Annotated in this window: 26 protein-coding genes and 1 tRNA gene; 15 read left to right on the top strand and 12 right to left on the bottom strand. The window is 66.8% G+C overall.

The features are described 5' to 3' along the window. Positions 1-48: 48 nt before the first annotated feature. Positions 49-1,938: a PHA/PHB synthase family protein gene (locus B3547_RS06010; RefSeq protein ID WP_125954199.1), complete on the top strand. Its 1,890-nt coding sequence runs from the start codon at positions 49-51 to the stop codon at positions 1,936-1,938. A gap of 81 nt (positions 1,939-2,019) precedes the next feature. Here the strand turns inward: B3547_RS06010 and B3547_RS06005 are convergent, their stop codons facing one another. Next, positions 2,020-2,637, bottom strand: coding sequence for a hypothetical protein (locus B3547_RS06005; RefSeq protein ID WP_292961185.1), 618 nt, complete (start codon positions 2,635-2,637; stop codon positions 2,020-2,022). On the opposite strand from B3547_RS06005, the gene B3547_RS06000 reads away from it, so the two are divergent. Continuing rightward, on the top strand, positions 2,636-3,070 hold the full coding sequence (locus B3547_RS06000) for a phasin family protein (RefSeq protein ID WP_223806668.1): 435 nt from the start codon (positions 2,636-2,638) through the stop codon (positions 3,068-3,070). The two genes, B3547_RS06005 and B3547_RS06000, sit on opposite strands and share 2 nt — an antisense overlap. A 271-nt stretch (positions 3,071-3,341) precedes the next feature. Next, positions 3,342-3,710 (top strand): ATP-dependent Clp protease adapter ClpS, encoded by a 369-nt coding sequence (gene clpS, locus B3547_RS05995; RefSeq protein WP_233497430.1) that lies wholly within the window; start codon positions 3,342-3,344, stop codon positions 3,708-3,710. Between the two features lie 19 nt (positions 3,711-3,729). Here the strand turns inward: clpS and B3547_RS05990 are convergent, their stop codons facing one another. Continuing rightward, positions 3,730-4,191 (bottom strand): hypothetical protein, encoded by a 462-nt coding sequence (locus B3547_RS05990; RefSeq protein WP_124809874.1) that lies wholly within the window; start codon positions 4,189-4,191, stop codon positions 3,730-3,732. Positions 4,192-4,431: 240 nt separating this feature from the next. On the opposite strand from B3547_RS05990, the gene lptF reads away from it, so the two are divergent. Both lptF and lptG read left to right on the top strand, forming a co-directional pair. Next, positions 4,432-5,673 carry an LPS export ABC transporter permease LptF gene (lptF, locus tag B3547_RS05985; RefSeq protein ID WP_124809873.1) on the top strand — a complete coding sequence of 414 codons (1,242 nt, stop codon included), beginning with the start codon at positions 4,432-4,434 and terminating at the stop codon, positions 5,671-5,673. Continuing rightward, positions 5,663-6,763 (top strand): LPS export ABC transporter permease LptG, encoded by a 1,101-nt coding sequence (lptG, locus tag B3547_RS05980; RefSeq protein ID WP_125954202.1) that lies wholly within the window; start codon positions 5,663-5,665, stop codon positions 6,761-6,763. Before lptF ends, lptG begins: the two co-directional genes overlap by 11 nt. 44 nt (positions 6,764-6,807) lie before the next feature. Here the strand turns inward: lptG and B3547_RS05975 are convergent, their stop codons facing one another. Then, on the bottom strand, positions 6,808-7,899 hold the full coding sequence (locus B3547_RS05975) for a fatty acid desaturase family protein (RefSeq protein ID WP_292961178.1): 1,092 nt from the start codon (positions 7,897-7,899) through the stop codon (positions 6,808-6,810). A 147-nt stretch (positions 7,900-8,046) separates the two neighbouring features. On the opposite strand from B3547_RS05975, the gene B3547_RS05970 reads away from it, so the two are divergent. Then, entirely contained in the window at positions 8,047-9,204 is a 1,158-nt protein-coding gene (locus B3547_RS05970) for an N-acetyltransferase (RefSeq protein ID WP_292961175.1), read from the top strand. A 341-nt stretch (positions 9,205-9,545) separates the two neighbouring features. Next, complete coding sequence (locus B3547_RS05965; protein WP_292961171.1) at positions 9,546-10,346, top strand: response regulator; 801 nt, start codon at positions 9,546-9,548, stop codon at positions 10,344-10,346. 81 nt (positions 10,347-10,427) lie between these two features. On the opposite strand, the gene B3547_RS05960 is transcribed toward B3547_RS05965, so the two are convergent. After that, positions 10,428-12,071, bottom strand: coding sequence for a CHASE domain-containing protein (locus B3547_RS05960; RefSeq protein ID WP_292961169.1), 1,644 nt, complete (start codon positions 12,069-12,071; stop codon positions 10,428-10,430). A 318-nt stretch (positions 12,072-12,389) separates the two neighbouring features. Here B3547_RS05960 and B3547_RS05955 point away from each other — a divergent pair, with 318 nt between their 5' ends. From B3547_RS05955 to B3547_RS05945, 3 genes are all read left to right on the top strand, one after another. Further along, positions 12,390-12,548 (top strand): NepR family anti-sigma factor, encoded by a 159-nt coding sequence (locus B3547_RS05955; RefSeq protein ID WP_223806667.1) that lies wholly within the window; start codon positions 12,390-12,392, stop codon positions 12,546-12,548. Beyond that, positions 12,541-13,194, top strand: a complete 654-nt coding sequence (locus tag B3547_RS05950; protein WP_124809867.1) for a sigma-70 family RNA polymerase sigma factor — start codon at positions 12,541-12,543, stop codon at positions 13,192-13,194. Before B3547_RS05955 ends, B3547_RS05950 begins: the two co-directional genes overlap by 8 nt. Before the next feature lie 137 nt (positions 13,195-13,331). Continuing rightward, a complete protein-coding gene (locus tag B3547_RS05945; protein WP_125954206.1) occupies positions 13,332-14,528 on the top strand; it encodes an AI-2E family transporter in 1,197 nt (398 codons plus the stop codon). Positions 14,529-14,592: 64 nt separating this feature from the next. On the opposite strand, the gene B3547_RS05940 is transcribed toward B3547_RS05945, so the two are convergent. Together B3547_RS05940 and B3547_RS05935 are read right to left on the bottom strand one after the other, a co-directional pair. After that, complete coding sequence (locus B3547_RS05940) at positions 14,593-15,207, bottom strand: superoxide dismutase (RefSeq protein ID WP_194918944.1); 615 nt, start codon at positions 15,205-15,207, stop codon at positions 14,593-14,595. A 137-nt stretch (positions 15,208-15,344) separates the two neighbouring features. After that, complete coding sequence (locus B3547_RS05935) at positions 15,345-16,649, bottom strand: dicarboxylate/amino acid:cation symporter (protein WP_292961162.1); 1,305 nt, start codon at positions 16,647-16,649, stop codon at positions 15,345-15,347. Positions 16,650-16,733: 84 nt separating this feature from the next. Here B3547_RS05935 and glmM point away from each other — a divergent pair, with 84 nt between their 5' ends. The 3 genes from glmM (at position 16,734) to thiD (ending at position 19,295) form a co-directional block, all read left to right on the top strand. Beyond that, positions 16,734-18,071 (top strand): phosphoglucosamine mutase, encoded by a 1,338-nt coding sequence (glmM, locus tag B3547_RS05930; RefSeq protein WP_124809863.1) that lies wholly within the window; start codon positions 16,734-16,736, stop codon positions 18,069-18,071. Between the two features lie 203 nt (positions 18,072-18,274). Then, a complete protein-coding gene (locus B3547_RS05925) occupies positions 18,275-18,499 on the top strand; it encodes a DUF1272 domain-containing protein (protein ID WP_125954209.1) in 225 nt (74 codons plus the stop codon). Positions 18,500-18,524: 25 nt separating this feature from the next. Beyond that, positions 18,525-19,295: a bifunctional hydroxymethylpyrimidine kinase/phosphomethylpyrimidine kinase gene (gene thiD, locus B3547_RS05920; protein ID WP_292961158.1), complete on the top strand. Its 771-nt coding sequence runs from the start codon at positions 18,525-18,527 to the stop codon at positions 19,293-19,295. 10 nt (positions 19,296-19,305) lie between these two features. Here the strand turns inward: thiD and B3547_RS05915 are convergent, their stop codons facing one another. The 6 genes from B3547_RS05915 to B3547_RS05890 all read right to left on the bottom strand — a co-directional run bounded on the left by B3547_RS05915 (position 19,306) and on the right by B3547_RS05890 (position 24,780). Next, positions 19,306-20,187, bottom strand: coding sequence for an LOG family protein (locus B3547_RS05915; RefSeq protein WP_125954211.1), 882 nt, complete (start codon positions 20,185-20,187; stop codon positions 19,306-19,308). Positions 20,188-20,290: 103 nt separating this feature from the next. Beyond that, a tRNA-Cys gene (locus B3547_RS05910) sits at positions 20,291-20,364 on the bottom strand. A gap of 133 nt (positions 20,365-20,497) precedes the next feature. Then, positions 20,498-21,883: an RNB domain-containing ribonuclease gene (locus tag B3547_RS05905; RefSeq protein ID WP_292961153.1), complete on the bottom strand. Its 1,386-nt coding sequence runs from the start codon at positions 21,881-21,883 to the stop codon at positions 20,498-20,500. A gap of 43 nt (positions 21,884-21,926) precedes the next feature. Beyond that, entirely contained in the window at positions 21,927-22,724 is a 798-nt protein-coding gene (locus B3547_RS05900) for a crotonase/enoyl-CoA hydratase family protein (protein WP_292961151.1), read from the bottom strand. Positions 22,725-22,903: 179 nt separating this feature from the next. Continuing rightward, positions 22,904-23,584, bottom strand: coding sequence for a DUF1013 domain-containing protein (locus tag B3547_RS05895; protein WP_190287271.1), 681 nt, complete (start codon positions 23,582-23,584; stop codon positions 22,904-22,906). 173 nt (positions 23,585-23,757) lie between these two features. Beyond that, positions 23,758-24,780, bottom strand: a complete 1,023-nt coding sequence (locus B3547_RS05890; RefSeq protein WP_292961147.1) for an NAD(P)H-quinone oxidoreductase — start codon at positions 24,778-24,780, stop codon at positions 23,758-23,760. 100 nt (positions 24,781-24,880) lie between these two features. Here B3547_RS05890 and B3547_RS05885 point away from each other — a divergent pair, with 100 nt between their 5' ends. Together B3547_RS05885 and B3547_RS05880 are read left to right on the top strand one after the other, a co-directional pair. Further along, positions 24,881-25,099, top strand: coding sequence for a DUF1192 domain-containing protein (locus B3547_RS05885; RefSeq protein WP_124809855.1), 219 nt, complete (start codon positions 24,881-24,883; stop codon positions 25,097-25,099). Positions 25,100-25,290: 191 nt separating this feature from the next. Beyond that, positions 25,291-26,255, top strand: a 965-nt coding sequence (locus tag B3547_RS05880; protein WP_292961145.1) for an AAA family ATPase, incomplete at its 3' end; no start/stop codon positions are given.

Raw genomic sequence — 26,255 nt, 5'->3', positions numbered from 1 at the left:
GCGAACCGGCCGGCGTGCTTGGCTGGCCTGGCGAGGAAGCGGGAAGGAATGCGAATGGTGCAGGACAAGACCACCGATGCCGCCGTGATCGAGGATCTGTTCCGCCAGCAGGGAGAGGCGGTGCAGGCGCTGTTCGCGCCGTTCCTGCCGACCGCCGGCGCCCGCGTTCCCGATCCGATGGACCTCCAGCACTGGGCGATGTCCGCCGCCAAGCTCCAGAAGATGTGGCTCGATTTCGGCGCCGAACAGGTGGGGCAAGGCGAATCGCTGCTGGCGCGTGCCGGCGGCACGGACGGCTGGCAGGCGAAGTGGAACAAGTGGCTGGCCGAGATCGCCGGTGCCCTGCCGCTTGCCAATCCCGACACGCAGGCGAAGCTGGTGGAAGACAGCATCGCGCTGTGGAACGCGATTCTGGAACAATACGGCAGCGGCTTCACGACGCGGAAGGGCGAGGCGCCGGAACTGCCGCGCAAGGACCGCCGCTTTGGCGATCCACGCTGGCGCGAACAGCCGGTGTTCGCGCTGATCCACCAGACCTATCTGCTGCTGGCCGAGCGGATCAACGCGCTGGCGAACGATCTTTCCGGGGTGTCCCCCGAACGGCACGAGCAGATCCGGTTCCTGACCCGTGTCGTTACCGACGCGCTTTCGCCGGCCAATTTCCCGCTGACCAACCCGATGGTGATCGAGCGGACGCTGGAAACGCAGGGCGAGAATCTGGTCAAGGGCGTGGAGCACCTGCTGACCGACCTGCGCAAGGGCCAGTTGACCCATACCGATCCCGACGCGTTCGAGCTGGGCCGCAACCTGGCGACGACGCCGGGCAAGGTCGTGCACGAAACCCCGCTGTTCCAGCTGATCCAGTACAGCCCGACCACCGAGAACGTGCTGGCGGTGCCGCTGGTGATCTTTCCGCCGTGGATCAACCGGTTCTACATCCTCGATCTCAACCCGCAGAAAAGCTTCATCCGTTGGGCGGTCGAACAAGGGCTGTCGGTGTTCATCGTCTCGTGGAAATCGGCCGATGCCGCGATGGCCGAGGTGCTGTGGGGCGATTACATCCGCGCGCAGGTGGAAGCGATCGACGTGGTGCGCGCGCGGCTGAAGGTGCCGGCGGTCCATGCCATCGGCTATTGCGTGGCAGGCACGACGCTGGCGGCGACGCTGGCGTTCCTGGCCCGGCGCGGCGAGGCGGACAAGGTGGCATCGGCCACGTTCTTCACCGCCCAGGTCGATTTCGAGAAGGCGGGTGACCTCAAGAACTTCATCGACGACCAGCAGCTCCAGTTGCTCGAAAGCCTGGCGACCGACGGCTTCCTCGACGGGCGCTACATGGCGGCGACGTTCAACATGCTGCGTGGGCGGGACCTGATCTGGAGCTACGTGGTCAACAACTACCTGCTGGGCGAGGAATACCCGGCGTTCGACCTGCTCCACTGGAACGGCGACACCACCAACCTGCCGTTCAAGTGGCAGAAGGCCTATCTGACCGAGCTCTATCGCGACAACCGGCTGGTCGTGCCGGATTCGCTCGTGATCGACGGCACTCCGATCGACCTGCACCGCATCGCCACGCCGCTCTATATCCAGGCGGGGCGCGAGGATCATATCGCGCCCGCGGAAAGCGTGTGGAAGCTGACCCGGCACGTTTCCGGTCCGTGGAAGTTCGTTCTCGCCGGATCGGGGCACATCGCCGGCGTGGTCAATCCGCCATCCTCGGGCAAGTACCAGTACTGGCTCAACGACGACGCCCCGGCGACGCTCGAAGAGTTCGTCGCTGGCGCGCGCGAAACCAGGGGAAGCTGGTGGCCCGACTGGATTTCCTGGATCGTCGCCCATGACGATACGCGCGTTCCCGCCAAGGGCCGGCGGGTACCCGGCGGGCGTGGCGATAAAGTGTTCGGCGACGCGCCTGGCAGCTATGTGAAGGCCCGCTGACCGGGCGGAAAGCCCTCGCGATTGCTGTCATTCCGGATATTGTGCACTGCACAAAAATCCTTGACTTCGCGCATGCGATGCTTATTTGTGCATTGCAGCAAAGCCGTCGGCGCCACAGGCTCCGGCTTTTTTGCGCATAGCAGGAGTCGCCTCGGTCATGACCGACGAAGTGAAGGACAGCACCGTCACCACCTCTGCCGAAACGGTTTCCGTTCCGGTGGAAGCGCCCGTCGTTGTAGACGATAAGGCAACGGCCGCTCCCGAAGCGCCGGTGGCAGAGACGACCGTGGTGACCGAACCCGTTCCCACCAAGAGGAAGGCCGGTCGCCCACGCAAGGATGCGGCAAAGGCAGCGCTGGTCGCGGCGCCGAAGGCGGAAAAGCCCGCCCCGGCAGCCCCGGCACCGGTCCAGAAGGCCAAACCGGCCCCGAAGACCACCAAAGCGCCAGAGGCTTCGGTTTCGCCGAAGCCGGTAGCGGCTGCCAAGCCTGTAAAAGCCAAGCCGGTGAAGTCCCCGGCGATCAAGACGCCCGTCGCAAAGGCACCGGTCGTCAAGGCAACCAGGCCTGTCACTGTCAAGACCGCCACCGCCAAGCCCGCCGCCATCAAACCGGTTGCGGCAAAGTCCGCGCCGGTACGGACCAGCGTGAAACCCGCCGCCGCCGCCGCGCCGGCCCCCAGGAAGGAACTTTTCATCATGGCTACCACCACCGAATTCACCGACAAGCTGCAGACCACGTTCAAGGACGCCGCCGAGAAGGCCAAGGCCGCTTTCGAAAAGAGCCAGGGCGCGTTCGGCGAAGCCGGCGAGTTCGCCAAGGGCAACGTCGAAGCGCTGGTCGAATCGGGCAAGATCCTCGCTTCGGGCCTGCAGGAACTCGGCAAGGGCTACGTCAGCGAAGGCAAGGCTTCGTTCGAAACGATGTCGGCCGACATCAAGGAACTGGCGTCGGCCAAGTCGCCCACCGAGTTCTTCGAAAAGCAGAGCGCGCTGCTGCGCAAGCAGTTCGACGCGGTCGTCGCCACCAGCTCGAAGAACAGCGAAGCGTTCCTCAAGCTCGCCAACGAAGCGTTCCAGCCGATCTCGACCCGCGTTTCGCTCGCGGTCGAAAAGGTGAAGAAGGCTGCCTGATCTCGGGTTCGCGGCGTGCGCTTGCGCGCGCCGCACCGAATTATTCCGTGACGGACCGGACCGAGCGATCGGCCGGTCCGTTCGCGTTTTCGGCCGGTCGCGCCATTTACCCCCCGGCAACCTCTTTCGCGCATGAGCGGGGGGTGCCCCCCTTGTCGCCGGGGCATCGCGATGCGATATTCGGACTGCAATGGCCTTTGACCCCGTCTCGATTTCCGGAAGCCGGCCCGGCCCGGCCGCAGTCCCCTGCGGCGGCGCGCGCGCCTTTGCCATGTCGCACCACAATCTGATCGTACGTGACGGCCCCGGTGAAGACGGGGACGGCGATCACGGCACCGATGGCGATGATGTGGTGGGCATCGCCACCAAGACCCGCGCACGGCCCAAGAAGCCCAGCATGTTCAAGGTGCTGATGCTCAACGACGATTACACGCCGATGGAATTCGTGGTGATGGTGCTCAAGCGCTTCTTCCACATGGATCTGGAACAGGCGACCCGGGTCATGCTGCACGTTCACCAGAAAGGCGTGGGCGTGTGCGGCGTGTACCCCTACGAAATTGCCGAGACCAAGGTGAACCAGGTGATGGATTTCGCCCGGCAGAACCAGCACCCGCTGCAATGCACGCTGGAAAAGGCCTGACCCCTACCGGGTAATCCGCTCAGTGCCGCTTGAGCATCGCGTGCGCCAGCGCGCGAAGCAGGGCGGCCAGCCAGGCCATTGCCTGCGAGCGCGCGGCGCGGGAATCGGCGGCGGCCCCGCCCGGCAGGGTCACTTGCGCGCTATGCAGGCCATCGGCCCGACGCCCGCCGGAATAGACCGCGTCGGACGGCATGATGGCCATCGCCGCGCTTTCATAGGCCCCCGAATCCGCCAGCAGGCTGACCCACAGCATCACCGGATCCGCGCTGGCCAGCCCGGGAGCCGCTTTGCCTGGCGCCGCCTTTCCCTGGGCGAGGCCCGCGTCGGCGAGCAGGCGCAGCACCTGTTCGAACCCGATATGCTGTTCATCGGGGTGCAGTTGTTCGCACTGCCGGGCCAGAAGGTGCAGATCGTCCGGCTGCGCGCAGTTGCGCGCCAGTTGCCGCTTCCACCATACGGCGCCGGTTGCCTCCTGGCTCACAACGCTTCCATCCCCCGCGATCAAGCCCATGACCCGACTGCCGGGCCGCTGTGACAGCCGTATTTCGGTTTTGGCCGGCGTGGTTATTCCGCCGCCGCTTCGCTCTGACAACCGTCTTGTTACCTTTTTCCCAAAGCGTAACACCGCGATTGCCACTTTCGCGCGCACGGTTTCCCCGCTAGTCGGGGCGATGCGGGAAGCTGGACCCGCCGGATTTGCACGACGAAGATCGCCCCAGACGTGAAATTTCTCACCGCCACAGACCGTTACATTGCCCGGCTCGTGATCGTGCCGATGCTGTCGGTGTTCGCGATCGCGGCGTCGCTGCTTGTGCTCGACAAGATGCTGAAGCTGTTCGATTTCGTGGCGACGGAAGGTGGACCGGTCAGCGTCGTGTTCAAGATGCTGGCCAACCTCCTGCCCGAATACGCCAGCCTGGCGATTCCGCTGGGCCTGATGCTGGGCATCCTGTTCGCCTTCCGCAAGCTGGCGACCAGTTCCGAGCTCGACGTGATGCGCGCGGTGGGGCTGTCCTACACGCGGCTGCTGCGCGTGCCCTATATCTTCGCGATCGTGCTGGCGGGGGTGAACCTGCTGATCGTTGGCTATCTTCAGCCGCTTTCGCGCTATTACTACGAACAGCTCCAGTTCGAGCTGCGCTCGGGCGCGCTGGGCGCCTCGATCAAGGTCGGGGAATTCAACTCGCTGCAGGACAAGACCGCGCTGCGCGTGGACGCGAGCCGTGACGAGGGGCGCGACCTGCGCGGCATCTTCGCCCGGATCGTGACCGAAAAAGGGCAGACGCTGGTCGTTTCGGCCCGCGAGGGGCGGTTCTTCGCCAACCGCGAGAACCCGGACACGGTGATCCTGCGCCTGACCGACGGCCAGATCGTGCAGGAAGGTCAGGGCATCAATTCGCCGCGCGTGCTCTCGTTCGCCAGCCATGACCTGCCGATCGACCTGCCCAAGATCGAGCAGTTCCGCCAGCGCGGCAACGAGGACCGGGAATACTTCCTGCCCGAACTGCTCAAGATCGGCTGGAACGACAAGTATTCCGAGCAGATGCGCAACGAGAGCCGGGCGAGCCTGAATTACCGCCTGGTGGAAGTGGTGATGATGGTCCTGCTGCCGCTGCTGGCGGTGGCGCTGGCGGTGCCGCCGAAGCGATCGACCTCCTCGCTCGGCGTGTTCCTGTCGATCGTCATGGTCGTGGCCTATCACAAGGTGAACCAGTACGGGCAGGATGTCGCCAGCCTGGGCCGAATCGATCCGACGCTGGCGCTGTGGGGGCCGTTCCTGCTGTTCGCCGCGCTGATCGTGTGGATGTACTGGCGGCTGGCCTATGTGCCGGGCGGTCAGCCGATCGGCGCGCTGGAGCGCGGCTTCGCCAAGCTGGCCGGCGCGGTGGGCAAGCTGTTCGCGCAGCGCCACGAACGCGCCACGCCGGCGGCAAGCGACGCGGAGACGACCGGTGCAGTTTGAGTTCTTCCCGTCGCGGACGATGACGTTCTACATCGCCAAGATGTTCGCGGTGCGGATCGTGGCGGTGCTGCTGATGCTGGTCCTGGTCCTGCAGATGCTGGACCTGCTCAGCGAAAGCGGATCGATCCTGGCCGCGCCCGGCAACGGCCAGGCCCAGTTGCTGACCTACGTCAGCCTGCGCTTTCCGCAACTGGTCAGCCGCTTCCTGCCCTATTCGGTGCTACTTGCCACGATCATCACGCTGATGACGCTGAACCAGAACAGCGAGGTCATCGCGATGAAGGCGTCCGGCCTTTCCGCCCATCAGGTGCTGGCGCCGCTGTTTCTGGTGGCGGCGGTGACATCGCTGGTGACCTTTGCGTTCAACGAACGGGTCGTGGCGCGCTCCACCGCCACGCTGAAGGCGTGGGAAGCGGCGGACTACGGCCCGATCCCCGTGGATAGCGGGGTCAAGACCAACGTGTGGCTGCAGGACGGGCAGAACATCCTGTTCGCGCGCTCGGTGACCGGGGAAGGCGCCGCGATCCGCATGAGCGACGTGAGCTGGTATCGCCGCGATCCGACCGGCATGGTGACCGAGATCGTGGCCGCGCCTTCGGCCAGCTATGCCAGGCCGGGTTGGCGGTTCGACCGGCCGACAGCCTTCGACGTGCAGAGCGCGCGGCAGACCGACCTGCCCGGGCCGCAGGTCTATGCCCAGAGCGTCGAGCCGGTGCAGGTGGTGATCAAGAACGTCGATGCCGATGGCGAATCGGTCACGCACCTGTCGCGCTCGATCGAGGCGATCCGCGCCGCCGGATTCCGCACGGGCGAGATCGACGGCAAGTGGTGGCACAAGTTCAGCGGGCCGCTTTCAGCCCTGCTGATGCCGTTGCTGGGCGCCACGGCGGCGTTCGGCCTAGCCCGTTCGGGCCACCTGTTCATCCGCGCGATCGGCGGCATGGCGCTGGGCTTCGCCTATTTCGTGGTGGACAATGCCGCGCTCGCCATGGGCAACTTCGGCGGATACCCGCCGCTGCTCGCGGCCTGGGCGCCGTTCTTCCTGTTCCTGCTGATCGGCGAAACGGTGCTGGTGCGAACCGAAGAGTAGTGCCGGGGAAGCGGGCGCGAACGGTTCGCGCCCTTCCCGACGTATCAGCGCGCGCCCATGGTGCTGCGCGCCAATCGGCCGACCAGCGGCAGCAGCCCCGGATAGTTGGCCTGTTCGTAGGTCGATTTCCCACCCAGCTGCGCGCGCAGCCGCCGGTGCGCTTCGCCCAGCGAATGATAGGGCATGCTGGGCAGCAGGTGGTGCAGCGCGTGGTAGCGCAGGCCCACCGGCGCCCACAGCGGCGCGAGCAGCGCCGGCGGCGGCACGTTGACCGAATCGAGATACTGCCCCGTCACGGTCATGGCATCGCCCTCGTTCTCCCACAGGTGGGCGACGAGCGTGCGGATCTGGTTGAGCACCGCCGTGGCGGAAATCACCGCCAGGCCGATCGCCAGCGGCCGCCAGCCGTGCGTGGCCGACCAACCGAGCAGGAAGATGGCCCAGGCGGACGCGCCCAGTTCCTGCCAGAACACCATCCGCGCGAAATCGCCTTCGGGCGGGCGGCGGCGGAACGCGGGGTTGATCGCCAGCGCCGAGGCGCGTTCCCACACCAGCGTCCGCAACGGCGGGATGACCACGCCCAGCGGCACCAGAATGCCCGAACGGATCAGCAGCGCCAGAGGCAGCAGGATCGCCGAGATCAGGAACACCGGCAGCGACCACGGCTTCATCAGCGCCAGCGGCAGGTATTCCGGGTCTTCCGCCGTGCCATAGCGGGTGCGGGCGTGGTGCAGGGTGTGGACGCCTTCGTACATGAAGGACGGCGTGAGCATCGGGATGCCGACCAGCAGGTTCCACACCAGCCGGAAGCCCGGCAGCGCGTTCTTGTGGATGTGCGTCAGTTCGTGGATGAACAGCAGCGCGCGGTAGAGCGCCAGCGCCGCGAGCACGCCGCAGGCCAGCGCGGCCCAGGGGCTGGCCAGCAGGATCGCGCCCGCCAGCGCGGCATAACCCAGCGTGGCCGAAGCCAGCATGTCGGGCCAGTAGATTCCGGGCTGCGCCGTCGCGATATCGCGCGTGAGGTCCACGGCGGCGCGCAGCATGTCCTTGTCGTCGGGCGTGCCGGCCAGGCTCCGGCCGCTGGCGACGCCGGACGGCGTGGTTGCCGGGGTTTCGAGAATGTCGGAAGCAATCATGTCTTTATTCCACAGTGACCCTGGCCGGCCTGGGAACCGGTTCCTGATTCGATGCCGGGCTCTCACGCTCCGTCCGGCTTGACAAGTCGCCGGGACCAACCGCAGGTCGCCGGTGAAGACCCTCTAATCCCAAACAAAGGCAAGATCGTGGCTCACGGCGAAGTAGTCATCACTCCCGTTTCCGGCAAGGCGGAGCGCGAGGCTTTCGTGGACCTTGCCTATCGCATCAACGCGGACGAGCCGAACTGGGTGCCGCCGCTGCGGATGGAAGCACTGGAACTGGTCGATCCGGCGAAGAATCCGTTCTTTGGCCACGCCGATGTCCAGTTCTTCCTGGCCCGTCGCGATGGTCGCGTGGTCGGCCGCATCTCGGCGCATCTCGATCACCTGGCGCTGGCGATGGACCCGGAGCAGGGGATGGGGCCGGGTATCGGCAACTGGGGGCTGCTGGAGGCGGAGGACGGCGACGTCGCCCGCGCGCTGATCGCCACGGCGGAGGACTGGCTGCGCGGCAAGGGCATGACGCGCGTGCTGGCGCCGCTGTCGATGTCGGTGTGGGAGGAGCCGGGCCAGCTCACGCGCGGGCACGATCATCCGCCCACGGTGATGATGGGGCACCAGCCCAAGCGCTACCAGACCTATATCGAGGCGCAGGGCTATACCCCGGCCAAGACGCTCAAGACCTATGAGCTGGACATTTCGAAGGAGTTTCCGCCGCTGATCCAGCGCATCGTCCAGTCGGGCGAGAAGAATCCGAAGATCCGCATCCGCAATGTCGACAAGAGCAAGTTCGATGCCGAGGCAGCGCTCATTCTCGACATCCTCAACGATGCCTGGTCCGACAATTGGGGGTTCGTGCCCTTCACCGACCGCGAAATCGCCTACGCCGGCAAGAAGTTCAAGCCGATCGTGCGCGAGGATCTGATCATGGTCGCCGAATACGAGGGCGAACCGGTCGCGTTCATGATGACGCTGCCCGATCTCAACGAAGTGCTCCGGCCGATGAAGGGCAAGCTGTTCCCGTTCAACTGGATCAAGCTGCTGCTGTGGCTGCGCAAGCCCAAGGTGCGCACGATGCGCGTGCCGCTGATGGGCGTGCGCAAACGGCTGCAGGCCTCGCGCCTCGCCAGCCAGCTCGCCTTCATGATGATCGAGTACATCCGGCGCAATTCGGTGGCCAACTATGGCGCAAGCCGCGGCGAGATCGGCTGGATCCTGGACGACAACCAGGGAATGATCGCCATTGCCGACGCGATCGACAGCCATGTGAACAAGGAATACGAAATCTACCAGAAGGCGCTGTAAGCGCCGCCCGCCTCCCGTTTGTCCGGCCGGATGTTTTCCGGCCCCGTTTTTCCGATCCGCGACCGGCTCTGACAATGTCATCAAGGAAAAAGGCTCTCGCCGGGGGTACCGGCGAGAGCCTTCAGGGATCGTGTCACGGCCGCTTGGACGGGAGGGGGGTCTCGGCAGTGACAAATGCTAAATGCGCGACCGGACGGCCGGTTCCCGGCCATGGAAAAATATTTCCGACTGTTTTGATCCATAATAGTCCGCGCCGGGAAACCATGTTCGATGCCGGCGGGAACCAGATGCGAGGCACGCGCGTTTAGGGGCGATATCCGATCGATCGGGAAAGGATTTGCATGTCATTGGGTGCCAAGGTTGCCACCAATCTTCCCTATTTGCGCCGGTACGCGCGCGCGCTGACGGGCAGCCAGTCCACCGGCGACGCCTTCGTGCGCGCCACGCTGGAAGCGGCGCTGGCCGATGGCGAATTGCGCGCGCTGATCGGCGAAGGCCGGCCTCAGCTGTACCATGCGTTTCACCGCGTGTGGTCAAGCGGCTTCGTGGACATCGGCGAACGTGCGGGCAGCGGTGTGGCGGGGTTGCATGAAGCGGCCGTGCAGGAACGCCTTGCCGCGATCACGCCGTTGAACCGCCAGGCGCTGCTCCTGACCACGCTGGAGGATTTCTCCACGCCGGAAGCCGCCATGATCATGGGTGTCGACGAAGCCGCGATCGAGGACTTCGTGCGCGAAGCGGTGGCAGAGATCGATCTGGAATCGGCGACGTCGGTCCTGATCATCGAGGATGAGCCGCTGATCTCCATGCAGCTTGAAGACCTGGTGCGGTCGCTGGGACACGACGTCTGCGGCATGGCGGCCACGCGCACGCAGGCGCGCGCGATCGTGGCGGACCACACGCCGGGCCTGGTCCTGGCCGATATCCAGCTGGCCGACGGCAGTTCGGGGCTGGACGCGGTGGACGACATCCTCGCCATCGCCGACGTGCCGGTGATCTTCATTACCGCCTATCCCGAACGTCTGCTGACGGGGGACCGGCCCGAGCCGACCTACCTGGTGACCAAGCCGTTCCAGGAAGCGACGGTGCGCGCGGCGATAAGCCAGGCGCTGTTCTTCGGATCAAGCCAACCGCTGGTCTGAGGCCGCGCTAAAGCGATGGAGGCTCGTTTCCGCAAGGAGGCGGGCCTGCCTTGTAGCGGGCGCCTGCGATGGGTCCCGGCCCTAGGCCTTGCTCTCGCGGATCGCGAAATCGCCGCGACGGCGCACCGGCACGGTCAGCGTGCAGGACACCCCCTCCGGATCGAAGCGCAGATCGACCGGATTGCGCAGTTCGTGCGCGACGATCTTCTCGATCAGATCGGTGCCGAAGCCGCGTTCGCGGCGCCCGGACACCGAAACCGCCGGGCCGCCGCGCTCCTGCCATTCGATCCGGGCCAGATTGTCCGCGACCATCGCCCAGCGCACCGACACCTGCCCATCCTCCACGCTTAGCGCACCATACTTGGCGGCATTGGTCGCCAGTTCGTGAATGGCAAGGCCGAGCGAAAGCGCGTCGTTCGGGGCAAGATCCACGTCCGGCCCGTCCAGAACAAGGTGGCGTTCCGCATCCTGCGCGTAAGGCGCCATTTCGGCCTTCACGATCGCGCGGATCGGCGTTGCGCCCCATTCGGACTGGGTGAGCAGGTCGTGCGTGGCGGACAGCGCGCGAATGCGTCCCTCAAGGCTGTCCGCGAAGCTGTCGAGGCTGGTCGCGCGCCGGCGTGTCAGCGCGATGATCGACAGCACGTTGGCCAGCGTGTTCTTGACCCGGTGGTTCAGTTCGCGCGTCAGCGAGTTGCGGATCGAGGCCTGCTGCTCGAACCAGGCCAGCGCCTCGCGGTCTTCGGAAGCCTGATGCGTCAGCACGCGCGCGAGGACCAGCAGCAGGGTGGCCACCAGCAACCCGAACAGCAAGGTCATTACCGACATGCCGCTGAGCATGGCCGAAGCCGGCGCTTCCACTTCCAGCACCCAGCGCCGGCCGGCGAGATCGATCGCGCGGCGGGCGACAAGGCCCGAACGGCTGGCCAGCGGCACTTCCGCCAGCAGGTTGGCCGGGGCGACGGCCTGATCGTAGAGGCGAATGCCCGCCGGTTCCATGCTGACCGTGTCGATCGAGGCTTCCAGGAACTGGCGGGCGTTGAACGGACTATAGACGAACCCGCGCAGGTTCTGTTCGATCCGCGTTCCGCCCAGGCCATAGACCGGCATGTAGATGAGAAATCCGGGAGAACCGCCGCCGGGGCCTTCCTGTTGCAGCACGACCTTGCCCGTCGCGGTGGGGCGGCCCAGGCGTTCCGCGGTCTGCATCGCGCTGCGACGGACGGGCTCGGAATGCATGTCGAAGCCGATCGCGCGGCGGTTCCGCTCGCTGTCCGGCTGGAGATACATGATCGGCACCACGAAGCGTGCGCTTGCCGCCGGACGGGGACGGATGGCAAAGGCGGGATCACCGTTGCGGCGGATCACATCCTCCACCGTGGGGATATCCTGCCGGTTCACTTTCATGGCCCAGCCGATGCCGTCGGAACCGGCATAGGTGCCGTTGAGATGCAACTGGCCAATGAACGTCTGGAACAGCGGCGCTTCGACCACGCGCTGCGTCGCGAACAGCGCGGCGCCCGACCGCAGATAGGCGGAACTGGCGTTGGCGCGCCGTTCGAGGCCCGACGCCACGGACTGCGCGATCTGGCCGAGTTGCGCGGTTTCACGCTGCCGTTCGGCGCGCTCGATCGCATAGACGCTGACGCCGGTGATCGCCATCGTCAGCACGAAAATCCCCACCGGCACGGCCCGGGGAAACCGGGCATACCAGCGTGACTTCATGGTCCTGCGCGACAGGCGTGTCTCCACCCGCTTGTTATCCTTGCTTGCGGCTGATCACCGTCGATGATCGTGCCAGACTACCATGCCAAACGTTTATGGCCGGCGCACGGGTCCATGTCTTGCCCGATCGGGCGTTCCCGGCAATTTCGGGGGAACTTCCCGCCGCCGGTTTCGTTCCACAATCAAACGTCCCGTCATGATCGCTGGCTTGCCGGCTCCGTGGCGGGCTAATGCTCACATCGCCGCGTTGCGGATCCTTTTTGCCATGATCCTCAAAGGGGGGGAGGCTCGCAAGAACGAATGCCGAAAGAGAAACCCATGAAGTCCCTCGATGCGCCTCATCGGCCCGGTGCAAAGTCCACGAAGCCCGAATGGGCCGAAGGATTGAAGCGTCTTTACGATTCCGTCGTGGAGGAACCGTTGCCCGACAGCTTCGCGCGCCTGCTTGACCAGCTCGATGACGACCAGCATGGCTGAGCCCGCCCGGATCCCGGAGAGCGGCCGGCGTGAACGCGTGACGAACGGAGACGACGCACCCCGAAAGGACGCGACCTCTTCCAACGCCGCGTCGTTCAAGCGCGAACTGACCGCTGTGATCCCCCACCTTCGCGCTTTCGCGCGGGGGCTGTGCGGACGGCCCGACCTTGCCGACGATCTCGTGCAGGAAACGCTGCTCAAGGCGTGGGCGGCGCAGGACCGGTTCGAGCCGGGCACCAGCATGCGCGCCTGGACCTTCGTGATCCTGCGCAACGCCTATCTCACCGATATGCGCCGCAACCGCTTTCGCGCCGACTACGACGAAGTCGTGGCCGAGCGCATCCTCGTGGCCCCCGCCGGGCAGGAAGCGCCGCTCCACCTTTCGGACATGCACCGGGCGCTGCTGACGCTGCCCCCGGAACGGCGCGAGGCGCTGCTGCTGGTGGGCGCTGGCGGCTTCAGTTACGAAGAAGCGGCGCAGATCTGTCAGTGCGCGGTGGGAACCATCAAGAGCCGCGTCGGACGCGCCCGCGCCGCGCTGGCGCAGATGATCGAAAGCGGGCAGTTGCCGCGCCGCAGCGGAAACGATGTGGCCCATGATGCGATCATGGCGGAACTGGACGCATCGGTGCAGTCCGGCGCGTAAGCGTGACCGCGCCCGGCGGCAGCGCCGTGCGGGCAGGATAGATCACGGGATCGACCCCATGGCCGACCATCGCGGGGCTTGAACCGGCGCGGCACCCTTGCGTAGGGTGACAGCGATCCTATCCGAAAGCGCGTGCCGTGCCGCAGCCTGAAGACCGACCCGCCACCGTTCCCGCAGCAGGCGCCGATGCGGCTGCCGATCCACAGGCGCGCCTGCAATCGGCAATCCTGCTGCTGCTGGGCGCCGGGCTGTTCCTGGCGCTGCCCTTCGTACTGTCGATCGGATCGGTGGTATTCCTGCCACCGGTAACGGCGATGATTTTCACCATCGTGCTGTCGCCGCTGGCGGATCGCCTGGTCCGGCTGGGCCTGCCCAACATGCTCGCCTCGTTTGTGGCGATCGTCACCATGATCGCGGTAATCGTCGCCGCGCTGACGCTGATCCTGCAACCGGCCTTCGTCATGGTCGATCAGGTCCCGCAACTGGTGCGGCAGATCAGCCAGCGGTCGGCGGAACTGCGCGACAACTTCGCGTGGCTGGGCGATATCAACCGGCAACTGGGGCGCATCGCCGGCCATCCCGCGCGCGAGGTCGTGCTGGCCGGGCCATCGGTGATCGAACAGGTCGCATTCGCCACGCCCAGCGTGGTGCTGGAAACGCTGCTGACGCTGCTGATGGCCTTTTTCATGATCGAGGCGCGCATCCGCATGAAGCGGCGCCTGCTGCTTGACCGGCACAGCTTCGGCGCGTCGGTGCGGATGGCCAAGGTCATGCGTGACGTGCAGGACCGCGTGGCCTCGTACATGCTCACGGTGGCGCAGATCAACCTCGGGGTGGGGCTGATCGTGGCGGGCGGCGCCTGGGGCTATGGCCTCGCCGCGCCGATCATGTGGGGCGGCCTGGCCTTCGTGCTCAATTTCCTGCCCTATATCGGACCGCTGACGATGATGGCGCTGCTGGCGCTGGTGGGTCTGGGCACCGCCTCCACCGTGGCGCTGGGGCTGCTGCCGATGCTGCTTTACCTGGGCCTGCACGCGATCGAATCGAATCTGATCACGCCCTCGATCCTGGGCGCGCGCTTCACCGTCAATCCGGTCTCGATCCTGCTGGCGATCAGCTATTTCACGTGGATCTGGGGCGTGCTGGGCGCGTTGCTGTCGGTCCCCATCCTGCTGACCATTTCGGCGCTGCTGGAGCATCTGGGGCACCCCAACGTGGTGGGCTTCCTGTTCGGGGAACCGCTGTTCGAGCCGGGCATCGACACGGTGGAGCCGGAGGGGCCGATGCCATCGCTGGGGCACGCGTCTTACGAAACGGAACAGGGCCAGCCCTGACGGGCCGGCCCTGCGCATGTTGTCAGCCTGTCACGTCCGGACTGTCACGTCCAGACCGGACCGATCAGGCCGGATAGGTCCAGAGCGCGCCACGACCGAAGTTCTCGGCGGCGAATTCCCAGTTCAGGTGATTGTCGATCACGTCCTTGAGGTAGTTCGGGCGCACGTTCTTGTGGTCGAGGTAATAGGCGTGTTCCCACAGGTCGATCACCAGCAGCGGATTGCCGCTGAGCGTGGTGTAAGTGGCGGCATCATGGGTCTGTTCCACCGAGAGCTTGCCGTTCTTTTCGACCAGCCACACCCAGCCCGACGCGAAGTGCGCGGTGCCCTGCGCGGCGAGTTCCTGCTTCAGCGCGTCGAACGAGCCGAACGAACTTTCGATGGCGGCGGCGAGATCGCCGGTCGGCGCGGCCGACGACGGGGCGAGGCTGAACCAGTAGAAGCCGTGGTTCCAGGTCTGCGCCGAATTGTTGAACAGGCCCTTGTCGCCCTTGGCCTCGGCGGCGGCGACGATGTCTTCCAGCGGCTTGTCGGCCAGGTCGCCACCCTCGATCGCGGTGTTGGTGCGATCGACATAGGTGCGGTGATGCTTGCCATGGTGCGTCTGCACGGTGGTCGCGGAAATGGCCGGAGCCAGCGCGTCTTCGGCATAGGGCAGGGTAATCAGGGAAATGGCCATGGTCGCTCCAGATCGATCGTGGGGAGAAAACGGTTCGTGCAACCAACGCCCGGGAAGACGTTTGGTTGCCCGCCGCCTATGGCATTCGCGCCGATTTTCCAGCGATTTTTTCTAATCAGCGATGGTGCGTTTGCCGATTACCGTGGCTCCTCGTCTCCCCCTGTTCCCGCTGCGCGATCGATCACGGCGGTGATCGCCACGTCCATCGTCACGTTGCCCAGCGTGCGCATCAGATCGGGCAGCACTTCCACCGCCACCAGCAGTGCCAGCGGTTCGACCGGCACGCCCATGGCGATGGCGATCGGGCCGACCGAGGCCACAAAGCTGATCGTGCCGGGCAGGCTGACCGAACTGAGCGAGACGAGGATCGCCATAGCCCAGCCCGAGACGATCAGCGCCGGCGCCAGCGGCACGCCATACCAGTGCGCGACATAGATCACGACGGCGAGGTTCATCGCCGGGCTGGTCGCGCGGAACAGCGCCACGGCCAGTGGCAGCACGAATTCGGCGGTGGTTTCGCGCAGGCCCAGCGTGCGGCAGGCGCCGAGCATCGCCGGCAGCGAGGCCAGCGAACTTTGCGTCGAAAGCCCCAGCGTCTGCGCGGGCAGGACGGCGCGGGCGAAGCCCATCAACGGCTTGCGCGCGATCAGCGCCGCGATCGCGTATCCGGCCAGGAACACCACCGATCCCGTGAGCACCACGATCACCACGTAGTGCGCCAGCGCGCCGATCGCCGACGTCCCGCTTTTCGCCGCGACCGACAGGCTGAGCGCGAACACGCCCAGCGGCGCCAGCGCCAGCACCCAGCCGATCACCACCAGCATGGCGGAAGCAAGCGCGGCGAAGAACGTCGCCAGCATATCGCGCTGCGGCCGCGCGATGCGGGTGCTGGCCAGCGCGAACACCGCCATGAACAGGATCATCGGCAGCATCCGGTCGTTGGCGGCGGCATCGATCACGTTGGTCGGCACGATCGAGCGCAGGAATTCGCCGATTCCCGGCACGGCGCCGGTCACAGGCGCGCTGCCGGCAAGGCTGGTGCGCAGCGCCGACCCGGACCCGCCCGGGATCGGCAGCAGCGCCAGCAGCGCGGGCGTCACTACCATCGGCATCGCCGCGCTGAACGCCAGGAAGGCCAGGAACGCGCCCAGGCTGCGCCGCGCCATCGCCCCGGCCTGCGCCGTCGCCACCGTCTGCACGATGCCCGTGAACAGCAGCGCCGCCACCAGCGGCACGATCGTGGCCTTCAGCGCGCGCAGCCACAGGTCGCCCACCGGCTCCACCACGCCCAGCACGGCGGGCAGCGCCTGTGGCGCCGCGAAGGCCAACGCCAGCCCGCCCAGCAGGCCCGCCGTCAGCGCGGCGAAAGTCCACAGGGCCGGCACTTGCGCGATCGGCGGCAAGGCGGAGGGCGATGACGGATCGTTAATCGCTTGGTTCATGCGCTGGTGACATTTAATCGTGTAGGGCAAGAGCGCAATGCGCGGCGACCCGCCAGGGCGCGCGAACAGGGATAAAGGGTTTTCATGGGACGGAAGTTCTTTGGCACCGACGGCATTCGCGGCCGGACCAACGCCGGGGTGATGACCGCGGCAACGGCGATGAAGGTCGGTCAGGCCGCCGGCAGCTATTTCCAGCGGGGCGATCACCGCCATCGCGTGGTGATCGGCAAGGACACCCGCCTTTCGGGCTACATGATGGAAAGCGCGATGGTGGCGGGGTTCACCAGCGTGGGTATGGACGTGGTGCTGCTGGGGCCGATGCCGACGCCGGCCGTGGCCATGCTGACCCGGTCGATGCGCGCCGATCTGGGCGTTATGATCTCGGCCAGCCACAATCCGTTCGAGGACAACGGGATCAAGCTGTTCGGCCCCGATGGCTACAAGCTGTCGGACGAGGCGGAACTCGCGATCGAGGCGATGCTCGAACAGGATCTGCCGCTGGCCGACGCCACCGAAGTCGGCCGCGCCCGCCGCATCGAGGATGCGCGCGGCCGCTATATCCACGCGGTCAAGGCTTCGCTGCCCGACAACGTGCGGCTGGACGGCCTGCGCATCGTGCTCGATTGCGCCAATGGCGCTGCCTATCACGTCACGCCCTCCGCGCTGTGGGAACTGGGCGCGGAAGTGATCACGCTGGGCGTCGAGCCCAACGGCAAGAACATCAACCTCAACGTCGGCTCCACGCACCTGGAAGCGATCAAGGCCAAGGTGCGCGAAGTGCGCGCCGACATCGGCATCGCGCTGGATGGCGATGCCGATCGCCTGATCGTGGTCGACGAAAAGGCGCAGACGGTGGACGGCGACCAGATCATGGCGCTGATCGGCAGCCAGCTGGCCGCGCGCGGCGAACTGCGCGGCGGCGGCGTGGTGGCCACGGTCATGTCCAACCTCGGCCTCGAACGCTTCCTCAAGAGCAAGGGGCTGGACCTGATCCGCACCGCCGTCGGCGATCGCTACGTGCTCGAGAAGATGCGCGAGGGCGGCTACAACGTGGGCGGCGAACAATCGGGCCACATGATCCTGGCCGATCATGCCACCACCGGCGACGGCACGATCGCCGCGCTGCAGGTGCTGGCGGCGCTGGTCTCCTCGGGCAAGCCGGCCAGCGAACTGCTCCACCTGTTCGATCCGGTGCCACAACTGCTCAAGAACGTGCGCTTCGCCGGGGGCAAGCCGCTGGAGGCCGACACGGTGAAGGCGGCGATCGCCGATGCCGAAGCGCGGCTGGCGGGCAAGGGCCGGCTGGTCATCCGCCCGTCCGGCACCGAACCGGTCATCCGCGTGATGGCAGAAGGCGACGATGCCGAAGAAGTGGAACGCGTGGTCGACGCGATCTGCGACGCCGTGCGCAAGGCGGCGTAACGCGCGCGCTTGTTGACGGCGCGCTTGTCGGGGGCATGGTTTTGTGCTTCGCGGCCAGTGGGTGTTGGTAGCCGTGCGTACCACAGGCCTACCCCGCTGCGACTAACGCCACCTGCGGCGGCGCAAGTCTCGCTCCCCTCCCNNCTTGCGGGAGGGGTTGGGGGTGGGCGGGGAAGTAGGCGCCCTTGCGGAAGGAACTGGCCATGCTGGAAATGCGCCCCGATTGCGAACGCTGCGGAACCGACCTGCCGGCCGAGGCGCCCGGTGCGTTCATCTGCTCGTTCGAATGCACCTTCTGCGCCGAATGCGCCGAGGAGCTGGATGATCGCTGCCCCAACTGCGGCGGCGAGCTGATGGACCGGCCCACGCGCGCCAAGGCGCTTCACGCCAAGCATCCGCCGTCCAGCGAGCGCAAGTTCAAGGCGTGATGGCGCGCAACTTTTGCCCGCAGCCATGATCCGCCCGCCCCGCATCCTCACCATCGCTGGGTCCGATTCGGGCGGTGGCGCCGGCATTCAGGCCGACATCAAGACGATCACGATGCTGGGTGGCTATGCCATGAGCGCGATTTGCGCGCTGACGGCGCAGGATACCACCGGCGTGCACGCCGTGCTGCCGGTCGATCCGGTGATGGTCGCCGCGCAGATCGATGCCTGCTTGAACGACATCGGCGTCGATGCGGTGAAGATCGGCATGCTCGGTTCGCCGGCGATCGCCGCCGTGGTGGCCGATCGCGTGGAGCGGTTGGCCGTGCCCGTGGTGTTCGACCCGGTGATGATCGCCACCAGCGGCGCGGCGCTGGCCGACGCGGCGACCATCGCCGCGTTCGAGCGGCTGATGCGCGCGGCCACGCTGACCACGCCCAACGTGCCCGAACTCGCGGCGCTGGGCGGGGACGCGGCGATGCGCGCGCGCGGCGTCGCCTATATCGCCAAGGGCGGCGATGCCGATGGCGAAGAGGTGGTGGACCGGCTGGTCGTGCCCGGCCGGCCAGAGCGGGTCTGGGCCGCGCCGCGCATCGTCACGCGCCACACCCATGGCACCGGCTGCACGCTATCTAGCGCGATCGCCACGCTGCTGGCCCGGGGCCTTGCGCTGGAGGACGCGGTGGACGGCGCGCGCCGCTTCGTGCGCGCCGCGCTGGAAGCCGCGCCCGGTTTCGGCGCCGGGCACGGCCCGCTGGGCCATCAGGCGGTGCGCCAAGACCTCGATCCCGGGCCCTGAGGCCGGCCGCTCACTCGCATTCCAGATCGTAGAAGCCGGTAATGTGGCGCCAGGCGTCCTCGGCGCTTTCGACCATGTGGAACAGCTTCAGATCATCGAAGTTGATCACGCCTTCCTCGGCCAGCGCCTCGAAGTTCACCACGCGGTTCCAGAAATCCTTGCCGAACAGCAGGATCGGGATGGGCTTCATCTTGCCCGTCTGGATCAGCGTGAGCAATTCGAAGAATTCGTCGAACGTGCCGAACCCGCCCGGAAACACCGCGACGGCCCGGGCGCGCAGCAGGAAATGCATCTTGCGCAGCGCGAAATAGTGGAACTGGAACGACAGGTGCGGGGTGACATAGCCGTTCGGCGCCTGTTCGTGCGGCAGCACGATGTTGAGCCCGATCGATTCCGCGCCTGCCTCCGCCGCGCCGCGGTTGGCCGCTTCCATGATCGAAGGCCCGCCGCCCGAACAGATCACGAACTGGCGCTTGCCGTCTTCCACCACGGCGCAGCGGCTGGCGATGCCGGCCAGCTTGCGGGCCTCGTCGTAATAGTGCGCCTTGGCCGCAAGCCGCTCGGCCACGGCCTTGCGCTCGGGCGAGGTGGCGGCAGCCAGCAGCCCCTCGACGTGATCGGGGGAGGGAATCCGCGCCGATCCGTACATCACCAGCGTGGAGCCGATGCCCGCTTCGTCCAGCAGCATGTCGGGCTTGAGCAGTTCGAGCTGGAACCGCACCGGCCGCAATTCCTCGCGCAGGAGGAAATCGGTATCGCGGAACGCCAGCCGATAGGCCGGATCCTGCTGCTGCGGGGTTGTTCTGGGGTGGGATTCGACAAAGCCCGCTTCCTGCTCGGCCTTGTAGAACTTCCGGTTGATAAGCTCCCGGTTCTTTTCTTCTTCAGTCATGCCTGCCTACGTCGTCATTCATGCGGCAAAGCGCAATGCCGAACTTGGTCCGGCAGCGCGCTGCGGTTGCCAAGAGCGATGCGAAACGCGCGATAGGGAGAAGTGGAGGCCCGAGCCGGAATCGAACCGGCGTATACGGATTTGCAGTCCGCTGCGTCACCACTCCGCCATCGGGCCTCGATGCGCGGCAAGCGCGTGGAGAGAGGGGCGGTTAGCCGGAACGCCGGTTGGCCGCAATCGGATTCTTCCGATTTTTGCCAGGTATCGGTTTGGGCGCGAAGCCGGATGTGGCGCCGGATGTGGCGCCGGTTCAGGACGCGAGGCTGAAGGCCAGCCGTCCGTTGGCGGAGTCCGCCTGGTCCAGCCGCACCATGATGCGGGTACCGGGAAGGACGCCGGCCGCCCGGACGCGCGCGACCACCGGCAGCCCGGCAAGCTGGATGCGCGCCGAATCGCCTTCGCTGTCGGTGACGACGGCATCGAACCGCTCCCCGGTCCGGTCGCGCAGCATCACGGTTTCGGCCAGGTCGATGACGCCGCGTTCGATCCGCCCGGCCAGCGCGTCGGCCCGCGCCATCACCTCGGGCAGGGCCGCAAAGGCGCGGGTTACCGCTTCGGGCACCGGATCGCCATGGCACACGGCGAGCGCCGCACGGATCACGTAGCGGTCGGCCAGCCGCCGCAAGGGCGCGGTGGCGTGGACATAGGAGGCCGCGATGGCGCTGTGCCACGGCGGCATGCCCGGCTGGAGCGGGGCATAGCCGGCGCCGTTGCCGGCGCGGCGGACCGCCATCATGAACGCCGCCTGCCGGGGCTGTGCCGGATCGAGCGTCTTTTCGAACTGGGCCAGCGGCATCGCCGCCGGCCAGTCGAGCGCCAGCGCCAGCGCGGTTTGCCGTAGCCGCGCGACCGCCTTGTCGTCGGGACCGGCCATCACGCGGAACAGGCCCGTGCCGTGCGCCAGCAGGGCTTGCGCCACGGCCAGGTTGGTCGCCAGCGACAGCGCGGCATTGCGCCTTTCGGATAGCAGCAGCGGGCGATAGGCCAGCGCATAGCGCCCCTGCCCCAGCGCGACCACTTCCTGTTCGGGCGGATCGACGCGCGCCGCCCCGCGACGCGCTTCGGCGGCAGCGACCCGCGCAGCCAGCTCGGTGAAATCAGGCGGCAGATCGCCATCGCGCACGGTGGCATAGGCCAGCTTGGCCCGGCTGCGGATCAGTGCGCGCTCCACCCCGTCCAGCCGTGCCTCGCCATCCGGCGCGACGCGAACGGTGAAGACCACGGCCGGGCGTGGCCCCGCGGGCAGCAGGCTGGCCGCCGCTTCGGCCAGCGCCGGCGGATAGAGGCCGGCCTTGCCATCGGGCAGGTAGAGCGTTTCGCCGCGCCGCCATGCCTCTTCATCAACGGGATCGCCATCCTCCACGAACCACGCGACATCGGCGATGGCATAGCGCAGCACGAGGTCCGCGCCCGACCGGGCAATGGTGAACGCCTGATCGAGATCGGTGGACGAGGCGGGATCGAGCGTGACGAAGGGCTCGGCCGTCCGGTCGACGTGAAGCGATGGCACGCGCTTCGCCGCCTGTTCGGCCGCCGCCAGCACCGGCGCGGGAAAACCCTGCGGCACCTGGAAGCGGTCGCGTATCGCGGCGAGGCCCTGCGACAGGATGCCCTGCGGGTCGTGCAATGCCTTCATCGTGTGGAGTCAGCCCTGGCCGTGCGTGCCGTGTTCGCCGCCATCAGGGATCGATGAAGTCCGCGGCGCGCTTCTGTAACCCGGCCAGCACCGCCTCGCGCTGGTTCGGACTGTACATCAGTTCCTGCTGGGCCACACTTTCGGCCAGCAGCACGTCCGACTCCGGCAGATCGGGAACGCGGTTGCTGAGCTGCTTGGCGGCGCGCACCGCGTGCGGGCTCTTGCCGGCGATGGTGTGCGCCAGCGCCAGGGCGGCGCCCAGAGGATCGGCGGCGGCATGCGTGGCGAAGCCCAGCCGGACCGCTTCCTCACCGCCGAATTCGCGGTGGGTATAAGTCAGTTCGCGCAGCACATCGTCGCGCACGTTGCCGCGCCACAGGGCGTAGCCCGCCATGTCGGGCACCAGCCCCCACTTCACTTCCATCACTGCCAGCCGCGCATCGGGCGCGACGATGCGGATGTCGGCCCCGCTCGCCACCTGCAACCCGCCGCCGAAGCACACCCCGTGCACCGCCGCGATCACCGGCATCGGCAGCTTGCGCCAGACCATCGCAGCCTCCTGCGCGCGGTTGGCGTTGCCGTGGGTGCGATCGACCAGCGATCCCTCTTTCCAGCGATCGGTGTTGCCCATGCTCGCCAGGTCCAGCCCGGCGCAGAACGCCCGCCCCGCGCCGGACAGGACGACGGCGCGCACGCCGCCAAGGTCGAACAGGGCGTGGCCCGCATCGACGATGGCGCCGAACATGGCGTCATCGAGCGCGTTCAGCTTGTCCGCCCGGTCCAGCAGGACGTGGGCGACATGGTTCTCGACAGTGATGGTGACGCGATCGGCAAAATTCATGGCGTGATCCGGCTGTTATCCTCTTCCGGCGTCCTTGTTCGCGCAAATGGCGCGGACGGTCCAGAGCATTGACGAGGACCGGACCATTTCGCGCTCCATGCCACGGCGCGGATGGACACGCGAAAAGGCCGCCGGAATCGCTCCCGGCGGCCCTTCTGGTGCAATCCCTCGAACGCGACTTAGCTGTCCGACACACCTTCGGCGCGGCGCGCTTCGAGCCAGGCACGGGCCTCGGCCTCCTGCGCGGCTTCCACGGCGGCCTTGTGCTGGGCCTCGCGCTCGGCACGCAGTTCCTCGATCAGCGCATCGCGATCCGAACCCAGGCGGTTGTCGCCGCCGGCGTCCTCTTCGGTGATGCCCGCACGCTTGGCCGCCTTGGCGACCAGCCCGTCCAGTTCGCGCTGCGAACAGAGGCCCAGCGTGACCGGGTCCTTCGGGTTGATGTTCTGGATGTTCCAGTGGCTGCGATCGCGGATCGCGGCAATGGTGTTGCGCGTGGTGCCGATCAGCTTGCCGATCTGCGCGTCCGAGATTTCAGGGTGGTGACGCAGGATCCAGGCGATGCCATCGGGCTTGTCCTGGCGCTTCGACACCGGGGTGTAGCGCGGCCCCTTGGTGCGGTTGACCGACAGCGGGGCCTTCTGCATGCGCAGGCGATATTCAGCGTTCGCCTGGCCGCGCTCGATCTCGACCTGGGTCAGTTCGCCCGAGCGCACGGGATCGCGGCCGGTGTACTTCGCGCCAGCCAGATCGTCCGCCATCGCCTGCACTTCAAGGAGGTGCAGGCCGCAGAATTCGGCAATCTGCTCGAAAGTGAGCGCGGTGTTGTCGACAAGCCAGGACGCCGTCGCGTGCGGCATCAGCGGATACGCGGGCTGGTTGCTCACGGGAAAGTCTCCGAATGCGGATACAATAAGGGCCGCCCCTTGCGGAGCGGCCGTGCAGAGTGACGATGTAGGCCACGCGCCCGAAAACGGCAAGCTCTATCCAGCAACCTTCGGAAATATCGCCGGAAATCCGCCGCGCGAAGGGGTCACCCGATATCCGCGGCGGCACCCACCGCCAGCACGATCTTGCCGATATGGCCGCCCGATTCCATCCGCGCGTGCGCGGCGGCGGCATCGGCGAGCGGAAACACGCGGTCCATTACCGGACGCAGCGCGCCATCGGCTACCAGCGGCCACACCAGCTCCATGATCTCGCTGGCCAGCAGCGCCTTGAACTCGTTCGAGCGCGGCCGCAGCGTCGATCCGGTCAGCGTCAGGCGCCGGCGCATCACTTCGGCCATGTTGATCTCGGCCCGGACGCCCCCCTGCACCGCGATGGTGACATGCCGGCCATCGTCGCGCAGGCACTTGAGGTTGCGCGCGACATAGTCGCCCGCCACCATGTCGAGCACGATATGGACGCCGGCGCCATCGGTGATCCGCGCCACTTCCGCTACGAAGTCGCTCTCCTTGTAGTCGATCGCGTGGTCTGCACCGATCGCCAGCGCCGCCGCGCACTTGTCCGCCCCGCCGCAGGTGACGATCACCGTCAGGTCGAACAGCTTGCCCAGCATGATCGCCATCGAGCCGATCCCGCTGGTGCCGCCATGGACCAGCAGCGTCTCGCCCTCCCTGGCCCAGCCGCGCTCGAACACGTTGTGCCACACGGTGAACAGGGTTTCCGGAATCGCCGCGGCCTCCGCCATCGACAGGGCTTCTGGCACGGGCAGGCACTGGCCGGCTTCGGCCAGGCAATATTCGGCATAGCCGCCCCCGGCGACGAGCGCGCAGACCTTCTGGCCCGGCAGCAGCGTAACCACGCCCTCGCCGATGGCCGCGACCTGCCCGGAGACTTCCAGCCCCGGCAGCGGCGACGCACCCGGCGGCGGGGGGTAGAAACCCTGGCGCTGAATCACGTCGGGCCGGTTGACTCCGGCATAGGCGACTCGCAGCAGGACCTGCCCGGGGCCGGGTTGGGGCACCGGCACGGTTTCGGGGCGAAGCACTTCGGGACCGCCCGGGGCATCGAAGCCCACCGCCGTCATCGTTTCCGACACCGTTGTCGCCATGGTCCAGCCCCCTTTTCGCGACGAAACCCCCGTCAATTGCAAGGACTAGCCACGCACCCCGTTGACAGCAAGCACTTGCCGTCCAAGATTGTGCACTGCAATGGATGAAGAAGACCGCCCCCGTCGCAAAGGCGATCTGGCCAGCCAACTGGCCGGGGAAGTGCTCGACACCTATTCGCGCGCCGAACTCGACGCGCGCATCGCGTTGCTGAAGCAGGAAATCGAACGGGTTACCGCGCACCGGGAACGGGCTTCGGCCCACCGCGCTGCGGCCGAGGCGCTGTTCCGAAGCTCTCCGCCGGACGGCACTCCGCGATGAACCGGGCCGCCCTTCCTCTTTCCGGGCGGCATACCCATATATCCCGTATGGTCACCGCAGCGATCCGCTTCGGTGCATTTTCAAGGCACTTTTCCGGTGCCCTTTCCGCGGCTGGTTTGGCCCCTGTTAACCATGTCCGTGCATTTTTGAAGAACGGGGACAACCCGGCGCAAGCCAGAAAGTAAGAGCCTATGCCCAGTTTCGCACAGAGCCTTGAGAAAACGCTGCACGCCGCGCTCGCCAACGCCTCGGAGCGCAGCCACGAATACGCGACTCTCGAGCACCTCCTGCTGGCCCTGATCGACGATCCCGATGCGTCGCAGGTAATGCAGGCGTGCGGAGTCGACCTGGGTGACCTGGGCGACGTGGTGCGCCAGTACCTCGATCAGGAATACCAGTCGCTGAAAACGCAGGAAAAGGCCGATCCACAGCCCACGGCCGGGTTCCAGCGCGTGATCCAGCGCGCCATCCTGCACGTCCAGTCGTCCGGCAAGGATACCGTGACCGGCGCCAACGTGCTGGTGGCGCTGTTCTCCGAACGCGATTCCTACGCGGTCTATTTCCTGCAGCAGCAGGACATGAGCCGGCTCGACGCGGTCAGCTACATCAGCCACGGCATCGGCAAGGGCGGCCGGCAGGTGGAAGGCCGCAACCCCAAGGGCACGGACGAGGACCAGCCCAAGCCGGAGGAAAAGGCCGACGCCAAGGGGCAGAAGAAGGATTCCGCGCTCGACCAGTTCTGCGTCAACCTCAACGAGAAGGCGCTGGGCGGAAAGGTCGATCCGCTGATCGGGCGCGGCCCCGAAGTGGACCGCACCATCCAGATCCTGTGCCGCCGGTCCAAGAACAACCCGCTCTACGTGGGTGATCCGGGCGTCGGCAAGACCGCCATCGCCGAAGGCCTCGCGCGCAAGATCGTCGAAGGCGAAGTACCCGAGGTGCTGGCCAACGCGGTGATCTATTCGCTCGACATGGGCAGCCTGCTGGCCGGCACCCGCTATCGCGGTGATTTCGAGGAACGGCTGAAGCAGGTCGTCTCCGAACTGGAGAAGATGCCGCACGCGATCCTGTTCATCGACGAGATCCACACCGTGATCGGCGCCGGCGCGACCAGCGGCGGGGCGATGGACGCTTCCAACCTGCTCAAGCCCGCGCT

Source organism: Novosphingobium sp. UBA1939 (assembly GCF_002336885.1).
Lineage (GTDB): Bacteria > Pseudomonadota > Alphaproteobacteria > Sphingomonadales > Sphingomonadaceae > Novosphingobium.
The sequence above is the reverse complement of the archived record's forward strand: the minus strand, read 5'-3'. Positions and strand labels throughout refer to the sequence as shown.

What these genes read in the sequence shown, in the direction of transcription:
- B3547_RS06010 (WP_125954199.1), top strand. Translation starts at nt 49, where the DNA reads ATGCGAATGGTGCAGGACAAGACCACCGATGCCGCCGTGATCGAGGAT.
- B3547_RS06000 (WP_223806668.1), top strand. Translation starts at nt 2,636, where the DNA reads ATGGCTACCACCACCGAATTCACCGACAAGCTGCAGACCACGTTCAAG.
- B3547_RS06005 (WP_292961185.1), bottom strand. Translation starts at nt 2,637, where the DNA reads ATGATGAAAAGTTCCTTCCTGGGGGCCGGCGCGGCGGCGGCGGCGGGT.
- clpS (WP_233497430.1), top strand. Translation starts at nt 3,342, where the DNA reads ATGTCGCACCACAATCTGATCGTACGTGACGGCCCCGGTGAAGACGGG.
- B3547_RS05975 (WP_292961178.1), bottom strand. Translation starts at nt 7,899, where the DNA reads ATGATTGCTTCCGACATTCTCGAAACCCCGGCAACCACGCCGTCCGGC.
- B3547_RS05965 (WP_292961171.1), top strand. Translation starts at nt 9,546, where the DNA reads ATGTCATTGGGTGCCAAGGTTGCCACCAATCTTCCCTATTTGCGCCGG.
- B3547_RS05960 (WP_292961169.1), bottom strand. Translation starts at nt 12,071, where the DNA reads ATGAAGTCACGCTGGTATGCCCGGTTTCCCCGGGCCGTGCCGGTGGGG.
- B3547_RS05955 (WP_223806667.1), top strand. Translation starts at nt 12,390, where the DNA reads ATGAAGTCCCTCGATGCGCCTCATCGGCCCGGTGCAAAGTCCACGAAG.
- B3547_RS05950 (WP_124809867.1), top strand. Translation starts at nt 12,541, where the DNA reads ATGGCTGAGCCCGCCCGGATCCCGGAGAGCGGCCGGCGTGAACGCGTG.
- B3547_RS05940 (WP_194918944.1), bottom strand. Translation starts at nt 15,207, where the DNA reads ATGGCCATTTCCCTGATTACCCTGCCCTATGCCGAAGACGCGCTGGCT.
- B3547_RS05935 (WP_292961162.1), bottom strand. Translation starts at nt 16,649, where the DNA reads ATGAACCAAGCGATTAACGATCCGTCATCGCCCTCCGCCTTGCCGCCG.
- glmM (WP_124809863.1), top strand. Translation starts at nt 16,734, where the DNA reads ATGGGACGGAAGTTCTTTGGCACCGACGGCATTCGCGGCCGGACCAAC.
- B3547_RS05925 (WP_125954209.1), top strand. Translation starts at nt 18,275, where the DNA reads ATGCTGGAAATGCGCCCCGATTGCGAACGCTGCGGAACCGACCTGCCG.
- thiD (WP_292961158.1), top strand. Translation starts at nt 18,525, where the DNA reads ATGATCCGCCCGCCCCGCATCCTCACCATCGCTGGGTCCGATTCGGGC.
- B3547_RS05915 (WP_125954211.1), bottom strand. Translation starts at nt 20,187, where the DNA reads ATGACTGAAGAAGAAAAGAACCGGGAGCTTATCAACCGGAAGTTCTAC.
- B3547_RS05905 (WP_292961153.1), bottom strand. Translation starts at nt 21,883, where the DNA reads ATGAAGGCATTGCACGACCCGCAGGGCATCCTGTCGCAGGGCCTCGCC.
- B3547_RS05900 (WP_292961151.1), bottom strand. Translation starts at nt 22,724, where the DNA reads ATGAATTTTGCCGATCGCGTCACCATCACTGTCGAGAACCATGTCGCC.
- B3547_RS05895 (WP_190287271.1), bottom strand. Translation starts at nt 23,584, where the DNA reads ATGCCGCACGCGACGGCGTCCTGGCTTGTCGACAACACCGCGCTCACT.
- B3547_RS05890 (WP_292961147.1), bottom strand. Translation starts at nt 24,780, where the DNA reads ATGGCGACAACGGTGTCGGAAACGATGACGGCGGTGGGCTTCGATGCC.
- B3547_RS05885 (WP_124809855.1), top strand. Translation starts at nt 24,881, where the DNA reads ATGGATGAAGAAGACCGCCCCCGTCGCAAAGGCGATCTGGCCAGCCAA.